Source organism: Lentibacillus sp. Marseille-P4043, from assembly GCF_900258515.1.
Classification (GTDB): domain Bacteria; phylum Bacillota; class Bacilli; order Bacillales; family Amphibacillaceae; genus Lentibacillus_C.
In genome coordinates, this window is record NZ_LT984884.1 from 3,729,171 (window position 1) to 3,754,106 (window position 24,936).

Sequence of the window (24,936 nt, forward strand, 5' to 3'; positions counted from 1 at the left end):
ATTCATTTTCAACCACATAAACTGTTAATAAATTTGTTACTCTGACAGAAATGAGGTTGAAATATGACAATAGACCAAAACCAATCATCGTCGAATGTAGCTGTTGTTGGTCTTGGGAAAATAGGACTGACACTAGCTGCAGTATTTGCTAACAATGACTATAACGTATTTGGAGCAGATATTAGTAATGATGTTGTAGATTCCGTAAACCAAGGCAGCTCCCATATAGACAATGAGCCGGGATTAGAAGAACTGGTTGCAAATGCCCAACAGAATCATACATTATCGGCGACAACCAATACGACAAAAGCTGTTGCCCAGGCAAATGTAATCGTTGTGATTGTTCCAGTATTGGTCGATGAACAAAACAACATCGATTACCAATTTATTGATTTGGCTGTTCAGGAAATAGCAAAGGGAATTAAAAAAAATTCATTGGTCATTTTTGAAACGACGCTCCCTCCAGGAGATACGAAAAATAGGTTTGGAAAGAAAATAGCGGAAATCTCTGGTTTGCAATTGGGAACAGACTTTTATCTTGCCTATAGCCCTGAACGCGTTTATTCAAACCGGATTATCCAGGATTTACAAACTTATCCAAAGGTTGTTGGCGGACTCAATGAAAAAAGCCTTGAGCTGGCATCAAATTTTTATAAAAAGGCTTTGGACTGCCAGCTAATCGAAGTAAGCTCATTGGAAACTGCTGAATTCGCTAAGGTCGCCGAGTGTGTGTATCGTGATGTGAATATCGCACTCGCAAATGAACTTGCTCAATTTGCAGATGAGCAAGGTGTTAACATGTCTGAAATAATCCCAGCAAGTAATAGTCAACCATACTCGCATATCCATTCACCTGGTATTGGCGTAGGGGGCCATTGTATCCCCATTTATCCTTATTTTTTCATTAATAAGGGATTGGACCAGGGTATTACCCCATTATCACGAAAAATCAATGACAACATGGCAAACCATTCACTTACAAGAATTGAAAAAGAAATCGGATCTTTAGAAGGTAAAAACGTTCTTATTTTAGGATTATCCTATCGAGAAAACGTCAAGGAGCCAACAAAATCAACAACCTTATTACTCATTGACCAACTTAAGAAGAAACAGGCAAATCTATATGTCAATGATCCATTGTTTACCAATCAGGAAATCGCTGGATATGGCGTTATCCCATTGTCACTGGATGATCCGTTTGTTGCTGAATTAGATATCGTTATTCTTCAGGCTTTCCACCAGGAATATCGTACGATTGATTTCAGCCATTTTCGCACATGTGAGCTTGTGTTGGATGGAAGGAATAAATTAGATCAAAACACGATAACCAAATTAGGCATAAACTATCAAAGTATCGGAAATCAAACCAACAAAAGGAGGCCGTTAGACGAACATGACAAATAACAAGAAACAAATACCAATGGTCGATTTAACAGCAGAATTAGCGTTAATCAGAAAACCCGTTGTTGAGATGGTGACCGAAGTTTTAGATAGTGGGGAATACATTTTAGGGGAAAAAGGAAAGCAGCTTGAAAAGTTAGTTGCCCAATACGTGGATGCCACTTATGGCCTTGGGACTGCTAATGGGACAGATGCGTTGCAATTATCACTAATGGCATTGAACATTGGGCCTGGAGATGAAGTAATCACAACACCATTTACTTTTTTTGCAACCGCCGAAGTAATTGCACAAGTTGGCGCCAAACCAGTTTTTGTTGATATTGACGAAGAAACGTACAATATCGATCCATCCAAAATTGAGGCAGCTATAACGAAAAATACGAAAGCAATCATTGTTGTACACTTATTCGGGCAAGTTGCCAACATGAAAGAAATCATGGCTATCGCAAAGGCACATAAATTACGTGTCATAGAAGATGCCTGCCAAGCAATTGGATCTGAATATGATGGAAAAAGAGTCGGAGCAATTGGCGACATTGGCTGTTTCTCTTTCTTTCCATCCAAAAACCTCGGCGCATTCGGGGACGCCGGGCTAATCGTGACAAATGAACGAGAATTGTATGAAAAAATCCATTCACTCCACAACCATGGAAGTAGCGCAACCTATCAGCATGCAACAATCGGTATGAATAGTAGACTAGATGAATTTCAAGCAGCTATTTTACTAGTTAAACTGTATTATTTAGACATCTTTTTGCACAAACGAAAAGAGATTGCTAAAAGATATACGGAGAATCTGAACAACAATGATCACATCAAATTGCCCCCAGTCTCAGAAAACCGGGAGCACACGTTTCACCAATATTGTATAGAACTGGAAGAAAGGGACAAACTCACAGCGAAGTTAAAAAATAACGGAATCGCCTCAGCCATTTATTATCCTGTCCCCTTGCATCTGCAGAAAGCCTTGCAATATCTTCACTATCAAGAAGGCGACTTTCCAATTGCCGAGCGAACAGCCAAACGCATCATGGCACTCCCCATCTCCCCTATGCTATCTCTTCATGACCAAGACTATATCATTTCAACAGTGAATCGTTTTGTAGAGGGGAATGATTAATGCTCCGTGGGGAGGCGGTTCAGGGCGCGTGACTTTGGCCGGGGTGCGCATCGGCCAAGGGTAGCAGCCGCTTTGGGTTGTTGTCCGGCGACTTTCCGCTTTCGTCCGGCGACTTCCCGCTTTCGTCCGGCGACTTTCCGACCCGAGTGCGCGACTTTCTGGCCCGGGTGCGCGACTTTTTGGCCCGGGTGCGCGACTTTTTGGCCCGGGTGCGCGACTTTACGGCCCGAGTGCGCGACTTTACGGCCCGGGTGCGCGACTTTTTGGCCCGGGTGCGCGACTTTTTGGCCCGGGTGCGCGACTTTACGGCCCGGGTGCGCGACTTTACGACCCGGGTGCGCGACTTTTTGGCCCGGGTGCGCGACTTTCCGACCTGAGTGCGCGACTTCCTGGCCCGGGTGCGCGACTTTCCGACCTGAGTGCGCGACTTCCTGGCCCGGGTGCGCGACTTTACGGCCAGAGTGCGCGACTTTCCGGCCCGGGTGCGCGACTTTTTGGCCCGGGTGCGCGACTTTTTGGCCCGGGTGCGCGACTTTCTGGCCCGAGTGCGCGACTTTCCGGCCAGAGTGCGCGACTTTCCGGCCCGAGTGCGTGACTTTCCGGCCAGAGTGCGTGACTTCCTGGCCCGAGTGCGCGACTTTCCGACCCGAGTGCGCGACTTTCTGGCCCGGGTGCGCGACTTTACGGCCAGAGTGCGTGACTTTCCGGCCCGGGTGCGCGACTTTCCGGCCCGAGTGCGCGACTTTCCGGCCCGGGTGCGCGACTTTCCGGCCCGGGTGCGCGACTTTCCGGCCTGAGTGCGCGACTTTCCGGCCCGAGTGCGCGACTTTTTGGCCTGAGTGCGCGACTCCGGCCTAATTCTGCGCGGCTTCCAAGGTTAATCCGAACGCAGCATTTTTAAAAATTCCTGCCATTTCGATTGGTTCATTTTTGTAATGCTTTCACGGTGTTCTCGGATATTATATACCGTAAAATCACGATAACAAAATGAGGAGCGCTTTATTAATTGGCTTAACACGCTTACATCCTCATATAGTCTTCCATTTTCAAAGGAAACTACCGGAAATCCGCCTTCTTTTTTTAAAATAGATGTTCGATATATTCTTGGTCCGAGTGGAAAACGATACGTTAGCAAGTCTTCCAAACCGTTGACAGCCACTCCTTGGGAAACGCCTTTAAAAAGAACGTCTGCCTCTGCCGAAAGCTGTTTCCATCTTCTTAGGTTGCCGTATAGTACCGAAATATCCTTAGGAAGATCTGATAAATACTGCTTGATCAGAGAAATGGCATCTGGATCAAGCCAATCATCCGCGTCTAATTCTAAGATAAAGTCGGATGTCACATGTGGTAATAAATCATTTAGTGCCTTTGCTTTTCCCTCATTTGCTTTACTAAATACAGTCACTTGTTCCCCATCACTCCATCGTTTTAATTGGTCATGGGAACCATCAGTTGAGCCATCATCCATAATTAAAATTTGATCAGGCTGTTCGTTTTGCAATAAACATGAGGCAATAGCATTTTCTACATATTCACCCATATTGTAATTGGCTATTATAATCGAAATCGATGGATGATCCGGTTTAATTTTTTCCAGTTGGTATTTTTGTATAAATGCTTGCCTTTCCACTGTGTTAGTCGAACTATTTTTTCTTGCTTGTTTCAGAAGACCGTCCTTGAAAACGGAATTCTCCACATTCGCAAATCTAGCGGGAAACAGCGCCTCTTTAAATGGCAGTTGGTGGCTGGATAAAAACTGCTCCTGCTTGAGAAATGATGTACGTAGGAATAATGGACGTTGGAGGGTTATGTTACGATTACGATAAAACGTTCCTAACATCGTTTTTTCATCGGGCAACTGAAGGGATTCAGCGCTTATCGAGGGAGAAAGGTAATCTGCTTCTTGCAGCAGTAACACGTAAAGACTAGCTAGACGAGAGATAGTGGCATTCAATGTATTTCCTAGATAATTATTCTTAACCGTAATAAATTGAAGCTGGCCAGCAAAATCGTACTGGCCCTCTAATAATCTTCCTTGTTCCTGGAAAACAATTACGGATTCCAGTCTGGCATTCACATTTTTCAGAGAGGTTAACGCCTTTTGCAATACAGTCTTATCGGAATAATGAACAAGTATGGCGGTTATATCCTTCAATCGTAAGTCCTCCATTCCTTCAAAGGTTCTTACATTACCGGATTTAATCTTTATCATTGTATTCGGTTTCGATATTGAATATTCAAATTTATGGGTACCTTAAATCATATCATTTCGCAATAGACGAATCTCTCACCCGTTTTTCCAGTTTGCTTGCTTCTATCCGCTCAATAAACTTTTTACATTTTAAAAAGGAATACTGAAAAATTGGACTTTGGACGAAGGTGAAGATAAATGTAAAAATAAACACAGGGCCGCCTAGAAGCAACCCAATTACGAGCACACCGGTCTCCGTAATTATTCGCACCCTTCTAATTGGTGCTCCAAGCTTATCGGAAATCGACAGCATAAATCCGTCACGCGGACCAGAACCGACCCCAGCTGCATTATAGATCCCACCGCCGACACCCATGATTATAATTCCAACAATAATAATCAGAATATCCAGCCACGTATGTGTTGCATGTGGCAGTATATCTAACCACAAAAAGAAATCCACACATGACCCTACTAAAAAGGCATTTAAAAATGTGCCGATCTTGATATAGCTCTTATCGAGTATCCACGACACAACAATTAATGTCATTCCACAAATGATATTCCATGTTCCAATGGAGAAACCAAACATTTCAAACAACCCCACATTTAGCACATCCCAAGGGTGGATGCCCAAATGCTGCACATTGATTGTGGTGGAAATTCCCAAACTAAAAAAAATAACCCCTACGACAAAAAAGGGCCAGCGAATAGCTTGAATCATAATTGACCTTCTTTCACTCTAGCAAGATATAAGACCCATCTTAAAATAGGATGAAAAATAAGTCAATTTAGACAGTTGTATGGAAGTCATACCCCACTATCCCACAAGCTTTTACGCAAAAAATTGAAATTTCGTTCGTACATTAGCCATGATTTTTATTTGTCCTGGCTCGATTGTAGTAGATGTATTTTCTTCCATTGTAGCAAATGCCTTATGTGTGGCTGGTGATTCGTTCATTTCTTCTACAATTTTAAGTGGCTTAGCATCAAGGTTCAGCTCCATCGTTTCTGCGATTGTTTGAGCTTTAGCAGTTGCATCCCTCAACGCAGCACTCAACGCTTGTTGGTAATAGTGTTGTTTATCAGCTACCGTAAACTCGATTGCTGATACGCGATTCACCCCATTTTGTACAGCTGCATCGATAATTTTCCCCACCTGTCCACCCTCATCCATTTTAACCGTAAGCGCATGAGTAACTTCATACCCTCGAAAAACTTGTTTTCCATCCACGTAATCGTACCTTGGATAAATATTGTACGTAGCTGTTTGAATGTTTTCTCGCGGAATCCCGAACTGTAATAATGCTTGCATGACTTGATTTATCTTTTGTGCATTTTCCTGTTGTGCCATGGTAAGCGACTCGTTTTGGGTGACAACTTCCAACTCGATCATCACAATATCCGGCTCGACTGAAATAGCTGCAGTCCCAGTAACCGTCATCACTCGAGGTTGCTGTTCTCTAAATGAAGGTACATATGAATAATACAATCTCATTCCACCTTTCTTGAAGGTATAGTAGATCATATGCCTATATGTATGAAATGGTTATGAATGGGGATTGGGAAAGTTCTTGATTATTCAAACTGCAAACCAACGCAGTGCCCGCTGCTCCATTTCCCTCACAAACTCTTTTTTTGCCAGGCTATACTCACTTGTATTTTCAAACCGCTGCGCCAGCCCTTCTTTAAAATGACTATACTTAGCTACCTCTTCTGGATGGGAACGCAGATAATCTCGAAATACTAAATGCCGTTCAATTTGTGGGTTATCGAACTGATAAAAATGAATGTGATGTGTTCTATTGTCCCCGCCCTTTCGAAATAACCTTCTACCTTCAATTCCCCATTCTCCAGCAATATCATATCTGAGAGCATCCATTCTGTTGTTGAACGAATCAATCTTCTTGATGTTTTTTACAACACACATCATATCGATGACAGGTTTTGCCTTCATGCCAGACGTGCTTCCAAAATGTTCAAATTTGATTATTTCATCGCCAAATATTGATTTCAGAAATTGAGCCTCATGCTGAAACATTCGCGCCCAGTTTTCGTCAAAGTCGGTGAGCCGAACTTTCATGTGGAAACCTCCCTTATCGTACACTTTTCCCGCATTAACATGTTGCTCGTTTAATTTCAACATCTGTAGATTATCTCTTTTGAATTTTCTGGTTCCTGACTGCTTAATTCAAATCCAACAACTTTTCCCACTTTGAGTCCCTCCTAGTTCACAAAAACGCCCAGACAATTCCAGGCGTTTTTGTTTTAGCGTCCCGATTGCTTTTTATAGTTCCTAAAAATCATGCCATTTGACCTTTGCATTCCGAAATTTTCATAATAGGGAACTAAATCGTCATCACAGCACAAATCAACCATGTATATGTCATCAAGTTCTTGTAGTATCCGGTTTACTAATTCCTTACCAATTCCCCTATTCTTGTATTTTGGTAAAACTTCGAGGAATGGAATGTAAGCAGACAGAACACCATCACTTACTGCGCTAATAAATCCAACCACTTGATTCGATCTATCATCAATTGCAATAACAACCTTACTGCTTTTCTTTAATAATTTTAAATGGGTTTGCTGGTTTGGCGGATTTGGCCAGTCTACAAAAAAACCCTCTACCATATCAGCAGAAATACCCTCGATCGAAATCTTGTACATCATCAAATAGCAACTCCTCATTTGGTTTAAATGATTAGAAGGATGATATATGATCAAAAGTAAAGTAACAAAAAAGGACCTCCAATCACCTGTGGATATTAATAACTATTCGATGTGAAATCCAAAAAACCTTTTATTTGTCTTTACTTTTTGACTTGGGGTCTTTGACTATTGACTAAGCTAACGCAGATTCTTAAGTAAATTCGCAGCACTGAATTATTTATTGTAGTGGATGTGAATTTAATGCGAATTTCCTATTTAAGCTAAATATACTCAGTAATCTTATATTAACATTATTGAATATTTGTTAAAATTAGTATTGAGATTGTGAAAAGATGTACCGTAACTATGGGGAAGCATAGTGCTAAAAATGCCAGTATTTTTGAAGAAAAATGGTGAAGAAAAGTACCAAAATACTCCTTCCTTAGTGAAAATGGGCAGTTAAATATACAAAGAGAGGGGGGATAAAATGATAAGAAGTAAAGTAGCACTTATTAGTTCAGTAGTTATTTTAAGTATATGTATGTGTTTGTTTTTCCCGTTTCCAAGTAATGTAATGTTAGAAGCAAACACTATATTCATGTCATTTCCAATTCGCAATCAAGATGGATATATTCTTCTTGGTATAATTGGGTCCATTTTGTTTATCATTGCTATGATTTTACTTGTCATTGGCATGAAGAAATACCACGTTCGAACTATAGTAATAGTTATAATCGTATATTCATTATTACCGAACTTTTTAATTACAATGTATCAAGAAACGTTAGCAAGTGGCATAACAGCTATTTCATATGATAGCAATGGCGAGTGCGATTTTGAGGACGCGGGCGAAGACTTATTGAATGGTGAATGCAATCTTATATTACATAATCGGAGCAATGAAGCTGTGTCATTTGAATTAGAATTTTTGGATTCCTTCATGGAAGATGATGTACGAATGGGGGCACTTATGAACTTAGCTGGTCCATATCGTATTACGATCGAATCAAATCATAAAAAATCTATTCATTTAAAGAAATTACTTGATTTATCAGAAGTTCCTAACCATATTAATGGAGGGACATCATCTAATGTTCATATTAAGATAATTGATGGGGATAAAACACGCACTTTATAGTAATTGTCCCTCTTTATTTTAATAGAGAATTACATGCCTATGGAAACTTTAGCTAACCGGCAATTTTAGTGAAGAACCCAGATTCATCTTTATTCAGCAATCCGAACAGATAGTGGTGTGAAGTATATTTCTTTAAATAGGATGTGAATTTAGTGAAACTAAGCTACAAAACGGTATTTTTAACGCTGCTTGGAATTTTACTAGGTGCTTCAATAGTGACTGTTTTAAAAGGGCTTTGGGGTGATGAATTTGATTGGGAACAGTGGTTAGTATTCATGGCGGGGGGGATATCGGGGGGGTTAATCATGCTTTTTTTTGTACTGATAAGCAATAAAATAGGAAAAAGAAGAAAAGACAGCTAAAAAGTCAATTAACTTAAAGTAATCTTACCGAAAAGCTCTATTTTTTCAAAATTGGAATTAGCTTACTACAGGAATGCTTACGATCATGATTTCTTCTAATTAGTTTCAGAAAACGATTTACTATAAAATATACTTATGACTCAACTTTCGCACCAATAAAATAAGATCAACAGTTAGCTGAGGCAAACTTGAAACGTTTCTAATAATTGCCTTACAACCTTGGTAAACATAAAGATTGTTTTCTAAAAGATTAGGACTGCGATTACTCGTCCCATCGAAAGCGTTTGTGGTTTTGTATATAAAAGAAATAAAATGCGAAGTAACTAAGAAATTGCTCCCTCGCCGTTCCGGAAATACACTACGCTTTCCGTGGGCGGCTGCTGAGCCTCCTCGTGCTGGGTGCTCGCCTGAGTTGCAAGTAATTCGGTGAAGTATCACTCCTCGCAACTCGAAGCTGACTCGGTGGAAGTTTTGCTCGTCGCACTGCGGGGTCTCACCTAGTCTCCGCGTATTTCCTCCACTGGTTTTGCATTTACTACCATTAACTGTAGTAGTATGTGTTCTACCAAGCCACATTCTACCGCTTCACTAGTCCGGGTGAGTGGAGGGTGGTGACTCCTGCGGGAACAATGGTTTTCGGTGGGGCGAGTTAGCGCAGCCCCAGCACGTGTCCGAAGACCCCGCAGGAAAAGGAGGGTCGACTAAAACCGTCCTTTGCGGACAACGTCGACATACCCCTCGCCGGGGCAAGGAGGCTGAGGCCGTGCCCGCGGAAAGCATCCACCCGGATCGATCCCGGACGGCGGCAAATGCGCGTACTTATAGAAAAGAGTCTAGCAGTCACAGATTGATTAAATGTGATTAATCCAAGTCAACTTGAGCAGTTAATCTCCATCCTTCCTCATTCTATCAAGGCTTATTTGTCCATTTCACGCTGCGAAAGTTGAGTTATGAGTAAAAACAAAAGGAGGAAACAAACATGACAAAGAAAAATGCAGTTAGCAACAAAAAGGAGTTGTCACTAGAAGAACGTGAAGAATTACTCAAAGCATTGAAAGACCGTTTTGAGAAAAACATGAACCGTCATAAAGATCTTGAATGGGCTAAAGTCCAAGCAAAGCTAGATGCTAATGCTGAAAAACTGTGGTCGCTCCATGAAATGGAAAGAACTGGCGGTGAACCAGATGTTGTCAAACATGATAAAAGTGAGGACGAATACATTTTTTATGATTGTTCAGCGGAAAGTCCCAAAGGTCGCAGAAGTGTTTGTTATGACCGTAAAGCGCTGGAATCAAGGAAAAAACATAAACCAGAAAATAACGCGATTGATATGGCAACTGCCATGGGTATTGAACTTTTAACGGAAGAACAATATCGATCGTTGCAGGAACTTGAAAATTTCGATAGGAAAACGTCGAGCTGGGTGCAAACACCTTCTGATATTAGAGAACTCGGCGGCGCTCTTTTTTGCGATTATCGCTTCGGGCACGTCTTCGTGTATCACAATGGTGCGGAATCTTACTATGGTGCCAGAGGGTTCCGTGGTTCGTTAAGAGTCTAAATTATGCACAGACAGCTAAAACGTTAATTTGAGAACGGATCACCTGGTGAAAAGCTTAACTTTAATTATTGGATGCTCTACGAATATGAGTATAGTTTACGTGAATTAATTTCACGTAAACTATTGGTCCATTACCTAAACAACAGGGAATCGTCAATTCGATGGTTCCTCTTTCCATCTAATCCAACCATTAAGCATGAGAATCCCTTAAACGTTGAATCCCCCCGCCAGTTAACACCAGGAAACACTGAAATCCAAAAAGAAATATATATCGGAAACTATAAACACATCTATGATAAAGTATATATTCAGGCACTAGCGTTGCATAAAACTAGTCGGAATGTTCTGTAAACATTATTTCTGTAATTTTTGCCAAAAAGTCAAAGTCCAATTAAAGGTGGCTCTGTCCATCTGGTAAAATTATACAATTAATACAAATTAATACAACCTACGACAATATCATTTATTACGGTACTGTCTTATTTTCAAATCGATGTAGCCAAATGTAAGCTGGTTTCCATAACGCGGCCTTTAACCAACGAGTAATTCGAAGCAGTGACTTTTTGCTTTTCGTTTCCAGTTGGATGAGCACATGCAAACAATAAGTGATGAGCGCAATATAGATTTGATTTTGTAATGCTGTTTCACTCATTCCGTAAAAATGTTTGATTTCCACGTGCTGCTTTAACCATTTGAAAAATAATTCGATTGCCCAGCGTGATCGATAAATATCACTAATTTCTTGTGGTTCCAAGTCAAATCGATTCGTGATTAATCGAAGGATGTTTCCCTTCGTATCCATCACTTCAAGAAGACGAAATACGTTTTCGCACCGATTTTGTGTGGATCCTATGAAAACCATTCTGTCAGATAGAACCGATGATTCAGCTGGAACGGAAAAGGAACATACTTCACGAATGACGGCATTTTTCTTAATTCTGGATGCAAAGAAGTATCCTTCGTCTGTCATCCTGTCAAATCGTTCGTAATCCACATAGCCGCGATCAAAGACGTACATGGCTTCCTTGTCATCAACGAGAACTTCAAGCTGATTACGATCATGTTCTTTCGCCACTGTGATCTCAGCTTTCTCAGGATAGACTGTATCTTTATCCATGAAAACGAGTCGTAAATGTAGTTTCACACCAGCCTTTGTTTTACGGAACTTTGCCCACTTATAATTGGTTAGGTTAAGAGGCAAGGTGCTAGAATCGATAATTTTTAATGGCAAATTCTTGTAGGCCTTATTGTGATATCCACGTATCTGCTGCACAAGATCGGAAAACAGGGTCGCTAGTATGGATGGGTCGATTTCTTTATTCTTTCGGGAAAGCTGTGATGCGCTAATTGATTCAAAACCAACAGCTTTCTGAAAATCTGCATCCAATAAAGCGTCACTTAATGCTTGGAGCCCTTCCGTTTCATGTACTTGTGCATAGAGCATCAGTTTAATGTAGGCTTCAGTCGTAAGTTTTTTGGTATAGCTATCTTGATTTAAGTTTTTAACTTGATTAAAAAGATTTTTAGTATTTATAGGTGCAATCCATTTACCAAATGCTGATTTTGGTGTATTCTTGTCCATATTGTTGGTCCTTTATATTGGATTTGGACAGGAAAACCACCTGACCTATTCATTATAAAGGATTTTTTGTTGTCTATACAGCCAAAAAATTGAACATTGCCAATATTTTTTATTATTAAATTTAATTAATGCAACGCTAGTGATATTCAGGGGATTCTCTAACTACTCCCTACCTTTCTAGCGTGACGAATGGAGGTAAAAAAATGACAATTCCAATTAAGCAAATAACGTTACATAAGTTAAACATGCGGCTGAAAAATCCCTTTCGAACAAGCTTTGGGACACTTCAGGACAAAGAATTTTTCATTATTGAAGTTATGGACGATGATGGCAATCGCGGGTTTGGTGAGTCTGTCGCATTTACCAGCCCTTGGTATACAGAAGAAACGGTAAAAACGAATCAACATATGATAGAAGATTTTTTAATCCCGATTCTACAGAAAAATGCGATCTATCACCCTGATGAAGTGTCCGAACTTTTTTCATCCATCCGAAAAAATAACATGGCGAAATCGACTGTTGAGGGTGCCATCTGGGATTTGTATGCAAAACGCAAAAATATTCCACTGGCTCAAGCATTAGGTGGAACAAAATCGGAAATTGATGTGGGGATCAGCATTGGCATTCAACCCACGACAAAGGATCTATTACGGACGATTGATCGTCGACTCAAAGAAGGCTATAAACGGATAAAGTTAAAAATAAAACCAGGCCATGATATTGATGTGCTACGCGAAGTCCGTGCCCACTTTCCAAATTTACCGATTATGGCAGACGCAAATTCCGCTTATACGCTAGAAGACGTTGAGCATCTTAAACAATTGGATGAGCTAGATTTAATGATGATTGAACAGCCATTAGGACACGATGATATTGTCGATCATGCCAAACTTCAGGCAGAGTTGAAAACGCCCATTTGTTTAGATGAGAGCATCAACTCGTTTGCTGATGCGAGAAAGGCGGTCCAGTTGAGCAGCTGTAAAGTTATTAATCTAAAAATTGGCCGCGTTGGTGGACTTACGGAGGCTAAACTAATTCACGATTACTGTTTGAATCATGAAGTCGCAGTCTGGTGTGGCGGTATGCTTGAAGCTGGTGTTGGACGTGCCCATAACATAGCCTTGACAACGCTCGCAGGCTTCACATTACCCGGCGATACAGCAGGCTCCTCTAACTATTGGGAACAAGATATCATTCAACCAGAAGTGACGGTTGAAAATGGTATTATCAAGGTTCCTCATGCACCAGGAATTGGGTATGAAGTGGATGAAGCGATACTAAATAAATTCACTGTTGATGTTAAAACATTTCACTTTTAACATCAAAATGAAAGGCAATGATCAAGCTACACTTCCCCTATCAGCTTGTACACCCATTGAGAACTTGTTCCGAAACAGATACACTAATGTTAGAGGGTGTTTAAATTTGTTGAAAGTAATCAATGATGATCATAGAAGGAGCGAAACATATGCTACCAATAGAACGACAAAACCGAATAAGACAGCTAGTTCAAGAAAAACATAGTATCAAAATAGTCGATTTAAGCAAGGACATTGGCGTTTCCGAGATGACCATTCATCGGGATCTCAAACCACTAATTGAAGAAGGAAGTGTTATTAAAACGTTTGGTGGTGTTACCCTCGCCCACGACCATTCCGATAAACAAGGTACATTAGATGAATGTGTATTCTGCAGTCGAGCTATCCATGAGCGATTAGCATACCGACTTATTTTACCAAACAATAAAATTGAGATAGCTTGCTGCTCCCATTGTGGACTGCTTCGTCATCGTCAGTTAGGTGACAAGGTGATGCAAGCCATTACGTACGATTTTTTCAGACAAACGACCTTAAGCGCGCCGTTAGCATGGTATGTCATGGACACTTCCATCCAAGTTGGGTGCTGCCAACCGCAAGTTCTTACATTCGAAAGTAAAGATCACGCAGACAAATTCGTCAAGGGATTTGGTGGAAATGTTTATTCGTTTAAAGAAGCAATGGATAATTTGTTTCGAAAAATGAATGGACACGAAGAACATAGCTGCAATCATTAAGGGATGTTAATCATTACTCAGAATAACAAAAAATCACAAAATCATCACATTTTATTCGTTGATTGTTGATCATCATATGCTATAATCCAAGTTAGATTGTGTTATGATTTGTGATTTTGTATCATAATAAAGCTATCCAATACGTACAATAAGAAAGGTAATGAAGGATCGATGATGGATCATGTGTGTAAGAAACAGTATGGTAAAAATCCAATCCGCTGGAGAAATCTCTCTTTAGCAATAATTAGTTTCATCTTTCTATTTTCCTTTATACCAGTTGTTGAGGCGCATTCTAGTTTGTTGGAGAGTGTTCCAGGAAAAGGCCAATTAGTCGATACATCCCCATCGTCCCTAAAGTTGCAATTCAATGAACCAATTGATCATGATCTAGCAACGGTAACGATTTATGATTGGGATGGTCGACCGATACTTACGAAAAATCCAGAAGGGCAAAAGGAAAGGTCAAAAGCTTTACAGATCCCACTGCCTGAACTGGATCAAGGTACATATACCGTACAATGGAATGTTGTTTCCCTGGATGGTCACCCTGTTGATGGATCCTACCATTTTGCGGTTGGCAAGGCTACAGAGGGAGGAACCGCATCGGTCGGCACCAATGACAACGCGACTACCATCTTAATCATAGCCCGTGCGATTGTTGAAGGTTTCATCCTTTTGATTGCTGGTCTATATTGGTTTGCCTGGTCAGCCGAAAAGCGGAATTTTCCAAGTCTAGGGACACTGCTTGCACGAGGACGTTTCATTACGGGAAGCATTTTAATTGTTGGAACGATCGGGGAGTTCATTGCATATGCATCTACCCTCCCGCCTGGATTGCTTCCAACCATCCTAAACGGCAGATGGGACTTGCTGCTTCATTTTCCATTTGTGTTGATGTTGTTTGCACAGCTGCTTTTCCTAATCCTCCTTTTTATACCGGGAATGGTACGAGCATGGTACTTGATCATGTGGCTCATACTAGCCGCCATCCCATCGTTTGGTGGACATGTATGGGGAATGCAGCATCCATTTATCGCGTTGATTCCACGCATCTTGCATCAGTTTGCGATTGCATTATGGCTGGGAGCGCTGGGATATTTCATTCTGTTTCTTTTATTTAGGAAAAAACAGGCAAATGATGATTCACTGCCACCTTTTCGTTCATTTTTTGTTCCAAAGGTGATGATTGCATCAGGACTTGTTGTTGCAACTGGTGTAATCATGGTCTTTTTACAATCAAGTTGGACAGCGGTTGTCAACCAGTGGGATAGCTGGAGTACGTTATTGCTCGTAAAAATTCTTTTAACCGTCCTAATGTTGGGTATTGCCCTTTTCCAAACGTTAAAGTGGCGGAAGCGGAAATCATTTTCTACCCCACGACTTATCCGGGTAGAATGGATAATTGGGCTAATTATTATCGTTTTTGGTGTGTGGATGAGTCAATCAGCATACCCAATCCCAATTAAGTCATATACCGCAACATTATCATCGGAACAGGGAGAAACGGAGATTAACATTGCGAATTTACGCCGCGGTGAACAAGAGATGAATATTCAACTTCCTTTAATCGATGGAAAAGAACCAGAGCATATAGCTGTTGACATGGCCATGCCAGACCACGGAATGAGCTCAGGCCCATTCGAAGCAAAACAAGTTAAGCAGGAGAGTTACCAGGTGACATTGCCATTCACCATGATCGGAAGCTGGAAGTTAGTGATTCATGCTACTTATCCTAATGGTGTGAAAAGTGAATGGGAAGACAGCCTATTTATTAGTGGTGGAGGTAATGATTAACTTTTTTAAGAAATGGAGAGTATTTTTATGAAAAAAAGATTAGGCACGTTCCTCGCACTTTTTGCCATCGGAATGTTTGTGATGGCCCCAATTGCCGAGGCTCACGTGACAGTAAATCCATCCGAGAGTACGACAAATGCTTACGAAAAATATTCGGTTCGGATCCCAGTTGAAAAAGACATTAACACAACGAAAGTCGAATTGCAGGTTCCAGATGGTGTGAATTTGGTTTCCGTTATGCCTGTAAACAATTGGAACTATCAATTGAAAAAAGATGACGACGAGCGCATCACATCCGTTACATGGACAGCAACTGCAGGTGGGGTCAAACCAAACGAATTTATCGAGTTTTCATTTATTGGAGCAAATCCAAGTGAACCCGGTGAAGTCAGCTGGAAGGCATTCCAAACATATGAGGATGGCTCCGTTGTCGAATGGACAGGCCCACCAGATGCCGATGAACCTGCTTCGGTCACAACCATTACAAGTGGTGATGAAGCGGCTCCTCATGAGGAAAATGATTCAGCAGCTACAGAGGATTCCCAAACAGATAATGATAATGAAAGTGCATCAGACTCCAATACGAACTGGATTCCAATCGTGATTTCCGTATTGGCCCTATTATTGGCATTGATTAGCCTGTTTCGTAAAAAGGCTTGATGTAGGAAAATAAATCACACGCAAAAAAGCAGATTAAGAACTAAAATTCTCAATCTGCTTTTTTATTTGCCATATTATTTTGTGGATATCAGTCGGACTGAGTATTACGCATTTACTGCTTTACTTGCTTGACTCGCATGTAATTTTTTCATTGCAAATCTTGCTACTGGCTGTGCAATCAGAGTTTCAACCCAGAATGCGATAAAAAAATTACGAGGCCAAGCATAAAAGAACGTTTGAATCGGCTCTAAACTAATCTCTCCCATGCCAATCCAAGACCCGATAACCGTTAGTAAAATGGACAAAATCGTTACACTAAACAATATTGTGAATAATACCCGTGCATTAAATCCGTCCGTAGATTTAACGAACTTTGGTACCAATTTATTAACAATCGGATTAGCAACGAGCGTTACCAATAGAATCACACTAATCCATACAAACGGAATGACTTGCAATGTCTCAAAATAAACTTCTTTGCGAAATCCAAATTCAAATCCCATAATAATAGGTGCGATAATATTCACCGAAAGTATTGAAACAATAGCTAAGAACAGTACAAATTCTTTACCGTTTCGAGGTAGTCTTGTTTCCTCATACATGCCCATCATCTCCATTTAAAGTATTTCAGATGGTAGACGTATCATGCGACATATATTTTTGGTCAATAAGCAAGACCAATATCTCCACACACTGATTTTATAATATTATCACGTATTTTAGATGTATTTCAAGCTTGTTTTGTTCGATTCTCTTTTTCTATGTTTACTATGGTAGGTAGATAATGGCTTCTAAACTGTAGAAGCTTTTCTCTTACAACTGGGAGCCAAATTATATTTTCAGTACCCACTATTCAAAATCCTTTGCAGAAAATAAATTTAGTAACTCTGAAGTTGTGCCCGATTACGGAAGATTGAACAACACTTGAATTTTTTAATTATTATTTACGCAAAATCTTCTCCATTGCTTTTCCCTTTGCCAACTCATCGATCAGCTTATCCAAATAGCGAATTTCCTGCATCGTTGGTTCTTCAATGTCTTCCACTCGGACACCGCAGACCACACCTTTTATCAATGTCCGTGAAGAATTCAGCTGGGGAGCCTCCGCAAAGAAAGTCTCAAAGTCTGTCTGTTTTTCTAGTTGCGCTTCTAACTCTTCCTGGCTATATCCTGTCAACCAGCGGATGATTTCATCGACTTCTGTTTTCGTACGCCCTTTTTTCTCCGCTTTTTTAACATAATGGGGATAGACGCTTGCGAAACTCATTGTATAGATCTTATGTTTGGTCATGATATATCTTCCCTTTCATGTATTTTCGATTAATTGTTTTCCAATTATATCATTCAAAAGTTATTTTGATTTTTCATTTTCTTATGTTCGTTCCACAAAATCATTTTACATACTTATCTTTCATTCTTTCCCTTACTTAACCATCGTTATAAACTCAGCTGAATCCGTATCGAAAGCCATCTTTTTAACAAATCCTAGTTTCCCATAAAGATGGATTGCTCGCTTATTAAAAGTTGCTACAGTTAAGCGTAAATCCTTCTTATCATAGTTCTCCTGTACGCATCGAAAAATTAACGAACAAAACTCAAACCCATTTCCCTGCCCAGTTAAATTGGGTTTCATCCCAAAACCAATGTCTATCATATCCTCGTTGTATGCACCAACTTGATTCCCAATGGGTACCTGTGCCGACTCGCCGACACAGAAGAATCCAAATAGCTCATCGTCCTGGTCCACTACCGCAAAATATGGGTTTTCAAGAAACTCCTGTAATGATTCATCATTTAAGTCATTATTATAGAAATCATAAGGCTTTACATATTTCCATTTTAAAATTTCTTTCGCACGCTTTTCGCTCATGGGTTTGATAATAAATTCCATGTTATACCTCTTCCCTACTGCAAGTTTTATATTTTTCTAGATTTTATACCCTACTCTTGTGTTCATGTTATCGATTTCGAGTTGATGTTTCCGCGTTTCCGGTCGATGTTCTCGATTTCGGGCTGATGTTCCCGCACTCGGGGCGATGTTCCCGCGTTTCCGGTCGATGTTTTCGATTTCGGGCTGATATTCCCGCGCTCGGGTCGATGTTTTCGATTTCGGGTTGATGTTTCCGCGTTTCCGGTCGATGTTTTCGCATCGAAACAAGTTCACCAATTTTATCTGTGAAATTCTTTTTAGGTCTTATCCTATAATCAATCATCTTCCGCCTCCTACCTGCTCTATATGCTTACCTCTATACTTCGACACAAAACACCAATTCACCTTCAACATGAAACATGATTACTAACGAGCGCCTTTTTTGACTTAAAACAATAACACGCCCGAAACGATTAACATGACAAACGCCCCAAGTTCCACCATTATTCGAATCGATGCCAGCTGAGCACCGATTCCAAAAATAGTGGTTGCCACGATAATAAACATCGCTTCGATTAATCCGATCATACTTCCAATCCTCCTCATTACATCGGTTGGAATGTTATGTTGGTAAAATGTAAAAAAGCCTGTATTTGCAAGTGCGAGCGAAAAGGAAAGGATAAAAGATCCAACTGCCGCCATCATAAAGTTGGTGGAAAAGGCATAAACCATATACCCAATCGATACAAAAACAGAGCCTATGCAAATAGGAAAAGTATTGCTAATTTTTTGCAAAAATCATCGTACAAATAGCACCAACTATAATTCCAGCACCAGCTATGCTGACCAAAAAGCCATAGACACTATCTGATAAGTACAATACTTCTTTGGCGAATGCAGCTTCAAGTGAATCAATCGCAGTCATCATAACGACCATCCCGCTAAATAATAAGCAAACCAACACAATAGCCATTTTTTGTATGCCAAACTCCCAAACAACTTTCCAATCCTTTTTCAATAGACGATATGATAATCAAAATCCATTGACACCCACACAAAAACTCGCTAAGCTACATATAAAGAAACATTCAAACAATCATTTGAATGAGGTGAAAAAATGAATGAGCAAGTAAATCGAGTCCAGTCAGATATGTGTGACGTTGAATGCTATAACGAAGAAGTTGTTCAAAAAATACAACCCCAAATCCAGCGGGTGAATGGTGTGGCATTTATTTTCAAAGCTTTATCAGATCCGACAAGACTTAAAATTGCCTATGCACTAACACTTGAGAAGGAACTGTGTGTTTGTGATGTGGCAAATATCATTGGATCGAGCAATGCTACTGCATCCCATCATCTGCGAACACTTAAGAAGATGAACATAGCCACAATTAGACGTGAAGGAAAACGCATTTTTTATGCTTTGGCAGATGAACACATTCATCAGCTTGTGAACATCGCTCTAACGCACGCAGAGGAGGGGTCATGACATGAGCGAAGAAAGTACGTATCGTTTACAGGGATTATCCTGTACGAATTGTGCGGCGAAATTTGAAAAAAATGTGCAGCAGATTTCGACGGTTGAAGGTGTGGATTTAAATTTCGGAGCATCCAAGCTTAAGGTTACAGGGCAGGCAACAGTTGAGCAGCTTGAAGAAGCAGGGGCATTTGATGGGATTAAAGTATATCAAGAATCGGAACGACCACCGAATGAACACACCCCCTTCTGGAAAAAGCGCGAAAACATTCCGATCTTTTTATCGCTGCTTTTCATTATAATCGGATCCACCCTTCATTTTCAGTTTGGTGAAACACATTACGTAACGATTGCCAGTTTCGTAATTGCGATTATTGTTGGCGGAACGGTTCTTTTCAAAGAAGGCGTTCGAAATTTGCTCCATCTGGAATTTGATATGAAAACCCTCATGACCATTGCCATTATTGGTGCTGTTCTGATTGGAGAATGGGCAGAAGGTGCTGTTGTCGTTTTTCTATTTGCACTAAGTGAGGCACTTGAAGATTATTCGATGGATAAAGCACGCCAATCGATTTCATCTTTAATGACGCTTGCACCATCCGAAGCATTCATCAAACGAGATAACGCGTTTATCAGCATTCCGATAGAAGATATTGTCATTGGTGATATCATGCTTGTCAAACCAGGGAATAAAATTGCGATGGACGGTAAAGTTATTAGTGGCGCATCTTCCATTAACCAATCATCGATTACTGGTGAGTCGATTCCTCTATACAAAACACGTGGTGACGAAGTGTTTGCCGGCACCCTAAATATGGAAGGCTCGTTGGAGGTTCGTGTAACAAAACGCGCAGAGGATACGACCATTGCTAAAATCATCCATTTAGTGGAAGATGCGCAGGCGGAAAAAGCACCTTCGCAAAAGTTTGTTGACCGCTTCGCCAAATATTATACACCCGCTATCATGCTTATCGCTTTGCTCGTAGCAGTTGCGCCTCCAATTTTTTTCGGAGCCGCTTGGTCGACATGGGTCTATCAAGGCTTGGCTGTACTTGTAGTTGGCTGTCCGTGTGCACTGGTAATATCAACACCAGTCGCTATTGTAACAGCAATTGGAAATGCAGCACGGAATGGTGTGTTAATAAAAGGTGGTGTTCATTTAGAAGAAGCTGCCCATCTGCAAGTTATGGCCTTTGATAAAACCGGAACACTAACAAAAGGAACGCCAGAGGTCACAACGATCATGCCGTTAGCTGGAAACACGGAAGAAAAATTAATTTCATACGCCGCGGCTATCGAACAATTTTCACAACATCCATTGGCTTCAGCAATTACGAAGGCATATAAAAAACGAGCAAGCAAAAAAATAACTGCTGAAAATTTTAAGTCAATCACCGGCAAAGGGGCCACTGCCACGATTGACGGAATTGAATTTAAGATTGGTAGTCCGTCTCTTTTCGAAGATCATCCCGCTTTGACTGTTGATCTTTCCGAGCAAATCAAACAACTCCAAACAGACGGAAATACTGTCGTGTTACTTGCTAACAATGAAGAAATAGTAGGGTATATAGGGATTGCCGATCAAATTCGGGTAGAGAGTCAGCAAGTTGTCGAACAGCTACATCGTATTGGCGTGAAGCAATCGGTCATGCTTACAGGTGATAATCAAGCAACAGGTGAAGCGATTGGCAGGTCGATCGGCATTACGGATATCAATACAAATCTAATGCCTGAGGACAAATTAACTGTTATCCGCGACCTTAAGCAACGTTATAAGAGTGTTGCGATGATTGGGGATGGTGTGAATGATGCCCCTGCCCTAACTACCGCATCTATTGGTATCGCAATGGGTGGAGCGGGTACAGATACAGCCCTTGAAACCGCTGATATCGCATTAATGGGTGACGATTTAGACAAATTACCATACACCATTGACTTAAGCAGAAAAACATTACGCATCATCAAGCAAAATATCGGCCTTGCATTTGGTTTGAAATTAGTAGCTTTACTATTAACCATTCCAGGCTGGTTAACATTATGGATTGCAATTGTAGCAGATATGGGCGCGACTCTGATCGTCATTTTAAACTCATTACGCCTAATCCAATCACGGTATTTAAAGTGAATGGTCCATTGAAAAGACTGTTTTTAAATGATATTGTTTTTGAAGAAATAAAGTTAAATTAATTTATATTCTTCACAAGCAGCCCGTATACACGTAGACTCCTGGGGGAAGAGAGGCATAGGTGAGACCCCGCAGTGCGTTAGCACGAGGAGGCTCTCCAGCCGCCCCCGGAAAGCGTAGTGTATACGGGCTGCGGGGCAGTAGCAACAATATATAAAACAGCTTTTGAAAACATTTTACAATTTAATTTGAAACTTACTTGTATCTTTCTATGCAAACGTGGTATACTATAGTCAACTATTGATGTTCGGAATATGATTAAGGCTATATCACCTTGAATATGAAAGAGCAAGAATAGTAATAACGTGCTATTACGCACTTGGAGGAAAAAAGAATGAATAACGGTACAGTAAAATGGTTTAACGCAGACAAAGGTTTCGGTTTCATCGAAGTTGAAGGTGGAGACGACGTATTCGTACACTTCTCTGCAATTCAAGGTGAAGGATTCAAAACACTAGAAGAAGGTCAATCAGTTACATTCGATATCGAAGAAGGTAACCGTGGACCACAAGCTGCTAACGTTGTTAAAGCGTAAGTAACTTTTTTCAAAAAAGCTCTTCCCATTGGGGAGAGCTTTTTTTGTTGGACACAAAAAGAAGAGCAAATCACTGGATGATTTGCTCTTCTTTTTAACTACTATTTTTAAAAACCATATTCCGCTTCTTTCGCCTCACGTATTTTCGTAAATGTCTCCGCTAATACAACTGTATCTTCAACCAACCGATTGACCCGGAATAATACATCATCATTGGTAATTTCTTTTTGATAAAAATCCTTTTCTTCAATAAAAACATACGTTTGAACCATTTGTGCCTTCATATAGGATATAATCGGTTTTAATTGTTGCTCGGCAATTAAATAATGTTTCGATGAGCCTGCTGTCACAAGCATACTGACTACTTTATCACGAAATGCATTTTCCGGAAGTAAATCAAATATGTTTTTCAATGTAGCTGGTATGGAAGCCTGAAAGATTGGGGTCCCAATAATGATTGCATCTGCCTCCATAATCGTTTGCGCGACATACTTTGTGTCACCTTCATATTCCAGATAATTGCGCCCATCACTAAACTGAATATCATATTCAGCTAAATCAATTAAGGTAACTTGTGTCTCTGGATATTTTTCGTTGAGAACTTTAACGGTGTAGTTCATTGCCGTTCTTGTTTTTGAGCCAACTATTGAACCGGATAATCCGACAACCTTCATTTTTCGCTTCCCCCTAGTTTTGCTGTGGGACTCAGCGGGACAACTAACCTGTCCCCATGTCCCTATTTTGCGGTATATTTTTTGATTGCTGGTAAGATTTCTGTGCCGATAAATTCGATATTTTTTCTTAGTTTGTCAAATGGCATGCCACCGAAGTCCATTTGTGCGATATAGCGTTGATGGCCAAATAATTCATGCTGATAGAGAATTTTTTCAATGATTTCCTGTGGACTACCGATATTCATGATACTATGTGGGTCCACACCCTGGGCAAAGAGTTGTTTTGAAAAGCCTTGTCCGTTTGTTCGCTTCATCCCTTCATTAATGTGGGGATATAAGTCTTGTAAAGCCTGTTGTGACGTTTCTGCTGCGTAGAAAAATCCTGCTGTTGCGACCGGTAGTTCAGCCGGATCAAACCCCCGGCTTCGCGCAGCATCTCGATAAGCATCAATCGTTCGCTTGAAAACAGTAGCTGGTCCACCTAAATGAGCCATAAACATTCCAACACCAGCATAGCCCGCTTTAATAGCACTTGCAGGCGTTCCACCAACAGCACGCCATATCGGCAATGAGCCATTTTTTGGACGTGGAAGAACCCTTGCATTGTTTAATGGCGCTCGGAATTGTCCACTCCAATTGACAACTTCCTCTTCATTAATCTGCCGTAATAGATCAAATTTTTCTTCATACAACGCTTCATAATCACGAATATTATATCCTAATAAATCAAATAATCCAATTCTCGAAGCTCGGCCCGCAATAATCTCCGCGCGCCCTCCTGAAATTAAATCAAGCGTGGCAAAATTTTCATACACACGCACTGGATCAGATGTACTAATAATTGTGGAAGAACTTGCTATTTTTATTTTCTCTGTCGCCTGAGCAATTGCCGCAAGCACAACAGCATGTGCCTGCGTAGCAAAATACTCTTGATGACTTTCACCTACACTAAAAAAGTCAATCCCTGCCTGCTCCGCTAGTTTTGCTAATTCAATGATTTCATGAATGCGCTGCTCTGCAGAAATCCGCTCTCCTGTTAACGGGTTTGGTAAGTGATCTCCTAGGGTATAAAGGCCAAACTCAAGACCTTTGCTTGGATCAATACGATAGTTTTCCATTTATATCTCGCCTTTCTTTGTTATTATAATTATTAACTCTTATTTATTTCATTTAAAAGCTTCTATGTTTACTCCACCTTCTCATTTACACCATACAATGTTATTATAGTTTATATTAATTAAAAGTAATAGTACGCACTTAAAAGTGGTATAGTATACAAAAAGATACTTAGGTGGAGATGGGGATATAATGGAAAAAATACCAGAAGAATGCCGCGTAGAAGATGCATTAAGTATTTTAGTTGGTAAATGGAAACCGATTATTTTATTACACTTATTGCAAGAAGGCACCAAACGTTTTAGTGAACTTAAGCGTAGCATGCCCGGAATCACGCAGAAGATGTTAACAAAGCAATTACGAGAATTAGAAGAAGAAGATATTATCGAACGCGTTGTTTATCCACAGGTTCCCCCCAAAGTAGAATACTCCATTACAGAATATGGAAAGGGCCTAGAACCTATTTTGGAGGCCATGCATGAATGGGGAACAAAGCACACGTTGCATAAGATGGAAAAAGCGAAGAACAAAAGCTCATGATTGAAATATTTTATTATTAAGGACG

Annotated in this window: 29 protein-coding genes; 15 read left to right on the forward strand and 14 right to left on the reverse strand. The window is 40.5% G+C overall.

What is annotated here, in order from left to right:
• Positions 1–63 precede the first annotated feature (63 nt).
• From C8270_RS18545 to C8270_RS20165, 4 genes are all read left to right on the forward strand, one after another.
• A complete protein-coding gene (locus C8270_RS18545) occupies positions 64–1,404 on the forward strand; it encodes a nucleotide sugar dehydrogenase (RefSeq protein ID WP_106498262.1) in 1,341 nt (446 codons plus the stop codon).
• Positions 1,394–2,521 (forward strand): DegT/DnrJ/EryC1/StrS family aminotransferase, encoded by a 1,128-nt coding sequence (locus C8270_RS18550; protein WP_106498263.1) that lies wholly within the window; start codon positions 1,394–1,396, stop codon positions 2,519–2,521. The genes C8270_RS18545 and C8270_RS18550 overlap by 11 nt, the downstream gene beginning before the upstream one ends.
• A gap of 77 nt (positions 2,522–2,598) precedes the next feature.
• On the forward strand, positions 2,599–2,898 hold the full coding sequence (locus tag C8270_RS20160; protein WP_158701780.1) for a hypothetical protein: 300 nt from the start codon (positions 2,599–2,601) through the stop codon (positions 2,896–2,898).
• A gap of 42 nt (positions 2,899–2,940) precedes the next feature.
• Positions 2,941–3,318: a hypothetical protein gene (locus C8270_RS20165; RefSeq protein ID WP_158701781.1), complete on the forward strand. Its 378-nt coding sequence runs from the start codon at positions 2,941–2,943 to the stop codon at positions 3,316–3,318.
• A gap of 80 nt (positions 3,319–3,398) precedes the next feature.
• Here C8270_RS20165 and C8270_RS18555 read toward each other — a convergent pair whose 3' ends face one another.
• The 5 genes from C8270_RS18555 to C8270_RS18575 all read right to left on the reverse strand — a co-directional run bounded on the left by C8270_RS18555 (position 3,399) and on the right by C8270_RS18575 (position 7,385).
• Complete coding sequence (locus C8270_RS18555) at positions 3,399–4,676, reverse strand: glycosyltransferase family 2 protein (protein WP_106498264.1); 1,278 nt, start codon at positions 4,674–4,676, stop codon at positions 3,399–3,401.
• Between the two features lie 109 nt (positions 4,677–4,785).
• Complete coding sequence (locus C8270_RS18560) at positions 4,786–5,436, reverse strand: YczE/YyaS/YitT family protein (RefSeq protein WP_106498265.1); 651 nt, start codon at positions 5,434–5,436, stop codon at positions 4,786–4,788.
• A 111-nt stretch (positions 5,437–5,547) separates the two neighbouring features.
• Positions 5,548–6,204, reverse strand: coding sequence for an SIMPL domain-containing protein (locus tag C8270_RS18565; protein WP_158701782.1), 657 nt, complete (start codon positions 6,202–6,204; stop codon positions 5,548–5,550).
• Positions 6,205–6,294: 90 nt separating this feature from the next.
• Positions 6,295–6,795 carry a GrpB family protein gene (locus C8270_RS18570; RefSeq protein ID WP_106498599.1) on the reverse strand — a complete coding sequence of 167 codons (501 nt, stop codon included), beginning with the start codon at positions 6,793–6,795 and terminating at the stop codon, positions 6,295–6,297.
• 185 nt (positions 6,796–6,980) lie between these two features.
• Positions 6,981–7,385, reverse strand: a complete 405-nt coding sequence (locus tag C8270_RS18575) for a GNAT family N-acetyltransferase (RefSeq protein WP_106498267.1) — start codon at positions 7,383–7,385, stop codon at positions 6,981–6,983.
• A 466-nt stretch (positions 7,386–7,851) separates the two neighbouring features.
• On the opposite strand from C8270_RS18575, the gene C8270_RS18580 reads away from it, so the two are divergent.
• The 3 genes from C8270_RS18580 to C8270_RS18590 all read left to right on the forward strand — a co-directional run bounded on the left by C8270_RS18580 (position 7,852) and on the right by C8270_RS18590 (position 10,425).
• A complete protein-coding gene (locus tag C8270_RS18580) occupies positions 7,852–8,502 on the forward strand; it encodes a hypothetical protein (protein ID WP_106498268.1) in 651 nt (216 codons plus the stop codon).
• Between the two features lie 152 nt (positions 8,503–8,654).
• Positions 8,655–8,864: a hypothetical protein gene (locus C8270_RS18585; protein WP_106498269.1), complete on the forward strand. Its 210-nt coding sequence runs from the start codon at positions 8,655–8,657 to the stop codon at positions 8,862–8,864.
• A gap of 979 nt (positions 8,865–9,843) precedes the next feature.
• Positions 9,844–10,425 carry a DUF4256 domain-containing protein gene (locus C8270_RS18590; RefSeq protein ID WP_106498270.1) on the forward strand — a complete coding sequence of 194 codons (582 nt, stop codon included), beginning with the start codon at positions 9,844–9,846 and terminating at the stop codon, positions 10,423–10,425.
• Between the two features lie 466 nt (positions 10,426–10,891).
• Here C8270_RS18590 and C8270_RS18595 read toward each other — a convergent pair whose 3' ends face one another.
• Entirely contained in the window at positions 10,892–12,007 is a 1,116-nt protein-coding gene (locus C8270_RS18595; RefSeq protein ID WP_106498271.1) for an IS4 family transposase, read from the reverse strand.
• A 203-nt stretch (positions 12,008–12,210) separates the two neighbouring features.
• Between C8270_RS18595 and menC the strand changes: the two genes are divergently transcribed.
• The 4 genes from menC (at position 12,211) to C8270_RS18615 (ending at position 16,514) form a co-directional block, all read left to right on the forward strand.
• Entirely contained in the window at positions 12,211–13,326 is a 1,116-nt protein-coding gene (menC, locus tag C8270_RS18600) for an o-succinylbenzoate synthase (protein ID WP_199794700.1), read from the forward strand.
• 122 nt (positions 13,327–13,448) lie between these two features.
• Positions 13,449–14,060 (forward strand): DeoR family transcriptional regulator, encoded by a 612-nt coding sequence (locus C8270_RS18605; protein WP_234028597.1) that lies wholly within the window; start codon positions 13,449–13,451, stop codon positions 14,058–14,060.
• 174 nt (positions 14,061–14,234) lie between these two features.
• On the forward strand, positions 14,235–15,854 hold the full coding sequence (locus C8270_RS18610; protein WP_158701783.1) for a copper resistance CopC/CopD family protein: 1,620 nt from the start codon (positions 14,235–14,237) through the stop codon (positions 15,852–15,854).
• A 27-nt stretch (positions 15,855–15,881) separates the two neighbouring features.
• Positions 15,882–16,514, forward strand: coding sequence for a YcnI family copper-binding membrane protein (locus tag C8270_RS18615; protein ID WP_106498274.1), 633 nt, complete (start codon positions 15,882–15,884; stop codon positions 16,512–16,514).
• 104 nt (positions 16,515–16,618) lie between these two features.
• On the opposite strand, the gene C8270_RS18620 is transcribed toward C8270_RS18615, so the two are convergent.
• The 6 genes from C8270_RS18620 to C8270_RS18640 form a co-directional block, all read right to left on the reverse strand.
• Positions 16,619–17,131 carry a hypothetical protein gene (locus C8270_RS18620; protein WP_325034792.1) on the reverse strand — a complete coding sequence of 171 codons (513 nt, stop codon included), beginning with the start codon at positions 17,129–17,131 and terminating at the stop codon, positions 16,619–16,621.
• A gap of 323 nt (positions 17,132–17,454) precedes the next feature.
• Positions 17,455–17,805 carry a DUF2200 domain-containing protein gene (locus C8270_RS18625; RefSeq protein WP_106498276.1) on the reverse strand — a complete coding sequence of 117 codons (351 nt, stop codon included), beginning with the start codon at positions 17,803–17,805 and terminating at the stop codon, positions 17,455–17,457.
• Between the two features lie 132 nt (positions 17,806–17,937).
• Complete coding sequence (locus C8270_RS18630; RefSeq protein ID WP_325034793.1) at positions 17,938–18,384, reverse strand: GNAT family N-acetyltransferase; 447 nt, start codon at positions 18,382–18,384, stop codon at positions 17,938–17,940.
• Between the two features lie 88 nt (positions 18,385–18,472).
• Entirely contained in the window at positions 18,473–18,727 is a 255-nt protein-coding gene (locus tag C8270_RS18635; RefSeq protein ID WP_106498278.1) for a hypothetical protein, read from the reverse strand.
• Positions 18,728–18,831: 104 nt separating this feature from the next.
• The gene (locus tag C8270_RS20170; protein ID WP_158701784.1) at positions 18,832–19,086 is read right to left on the reverse strand and encodes a hypothetical protein; all 255 of its coding nucleotides are present in this window, start codon (positions 19,084–19,086) and stop codon (positions 18,832–18,834) included.
• 79 nt (positions 19,087–19,165) lie between these two features.
• Positions 19,166–19,402: a hypothetical protein gene (locus tag C8270_RS18640; RefSeq protein WP_106498279.1), complete on the reverse strand. Its 237-nt coding sequence runs from the start codon at positions 19,400–19,402 to the stop codon at positions 19,166–19,168.
• A gap of 99 nt (positions 19,403–19,501) precedes the next feature.
• Here C8270_RS18640 and C8270_RS18645 point away from each other — a divergent pair, with 99 nt between their 5' ends.
• From C8270_RS18645 to C8270_RS18655, 3 genes are all read left to right on the forward strand, one after another.
• Positions 19,502–19,873, forward strand: coding sequence for an ArsR/SmtB family transcription factor (locus tag C8270_RS18645; RefSeq protein WP_106498280.1), 372 nt, complete (start codon positions 19,502–19,504; stop codon positions 19,871–19,873).
• 1 nt (position 19,874) lies between these two features.
• Positions 19,875–21,986: a heavy metal translocating P-type ATPase gene (locus C8270_RS18650; RefSeq protein ID WP_106498281.1), complete on the forward strand. Its 2,112-nt coding sequence runs from the start codon at positions 19,875–19,877 to the stop codon at positions 21,984–21,986.
• A 394-nt stretch (positions 21,987–22,380) separates the two neighbouring features.
• Positions 22,381–22,581, forward strand: coding sequence for a cold-shock protein (locus C8270_RS18655; protein WP_106498282.1), 201 nt, complete (start codon positions 22,381–22,383; stop codon positions 22,579–22,581).
• 107 nt (positions 22,582–22,688) lie between these two features.
• On the opposite strand, the gene C8270_RS18660 is transcribed toward C8270_RS18655, so the two are convergent.
• Together C8270_RS18660 and C8270_RS18665 are read right to left on the reverse strand one after the other, a co-directional pair.
• On the reverse strand, positions 22,689–23,255 hold the full coding sequence (locus C8270_RS18660; protein ID WP_106498283.1) for an NADPH-dependent FMN reductase: 567 nt from the start codon (positions 23,253–23,255) through the stop codon (positions 22,689–22,691).
• 62 nt (positions 23,256–23,317) lie between these two features.
• Positions 23,318–24,373, reverse strand: a complete 1,056-nt coding sequence (locus tag C8270_RS18665) for an LLM class flavin-dependent oxidoreductase (protein ID WP_106498284.1) — start codon at positions 24,371–24,373, stop codon at positions 23,318–23,320.
• A 190-nt stretch (positions 24,374–24,563) separates the two neighbouring features.
• Between C8270_RS18665 and C8270_RS18670 the strand changes: the two genes are divergently transcribed.
• Positions 24,564–24,911: a winged helix-turn-helix transcriptional regulator gene (locus C8270_RS18670; protein ID WP_106498285.1), complete on the forward strand. Its 348-nt coding sequence runs from the start codon at positions 24,564–24,566 to the stop codon at positions 24,909–24,911.
• Positions 24,912–24,936: the final 25 nt, after the last annotated feature.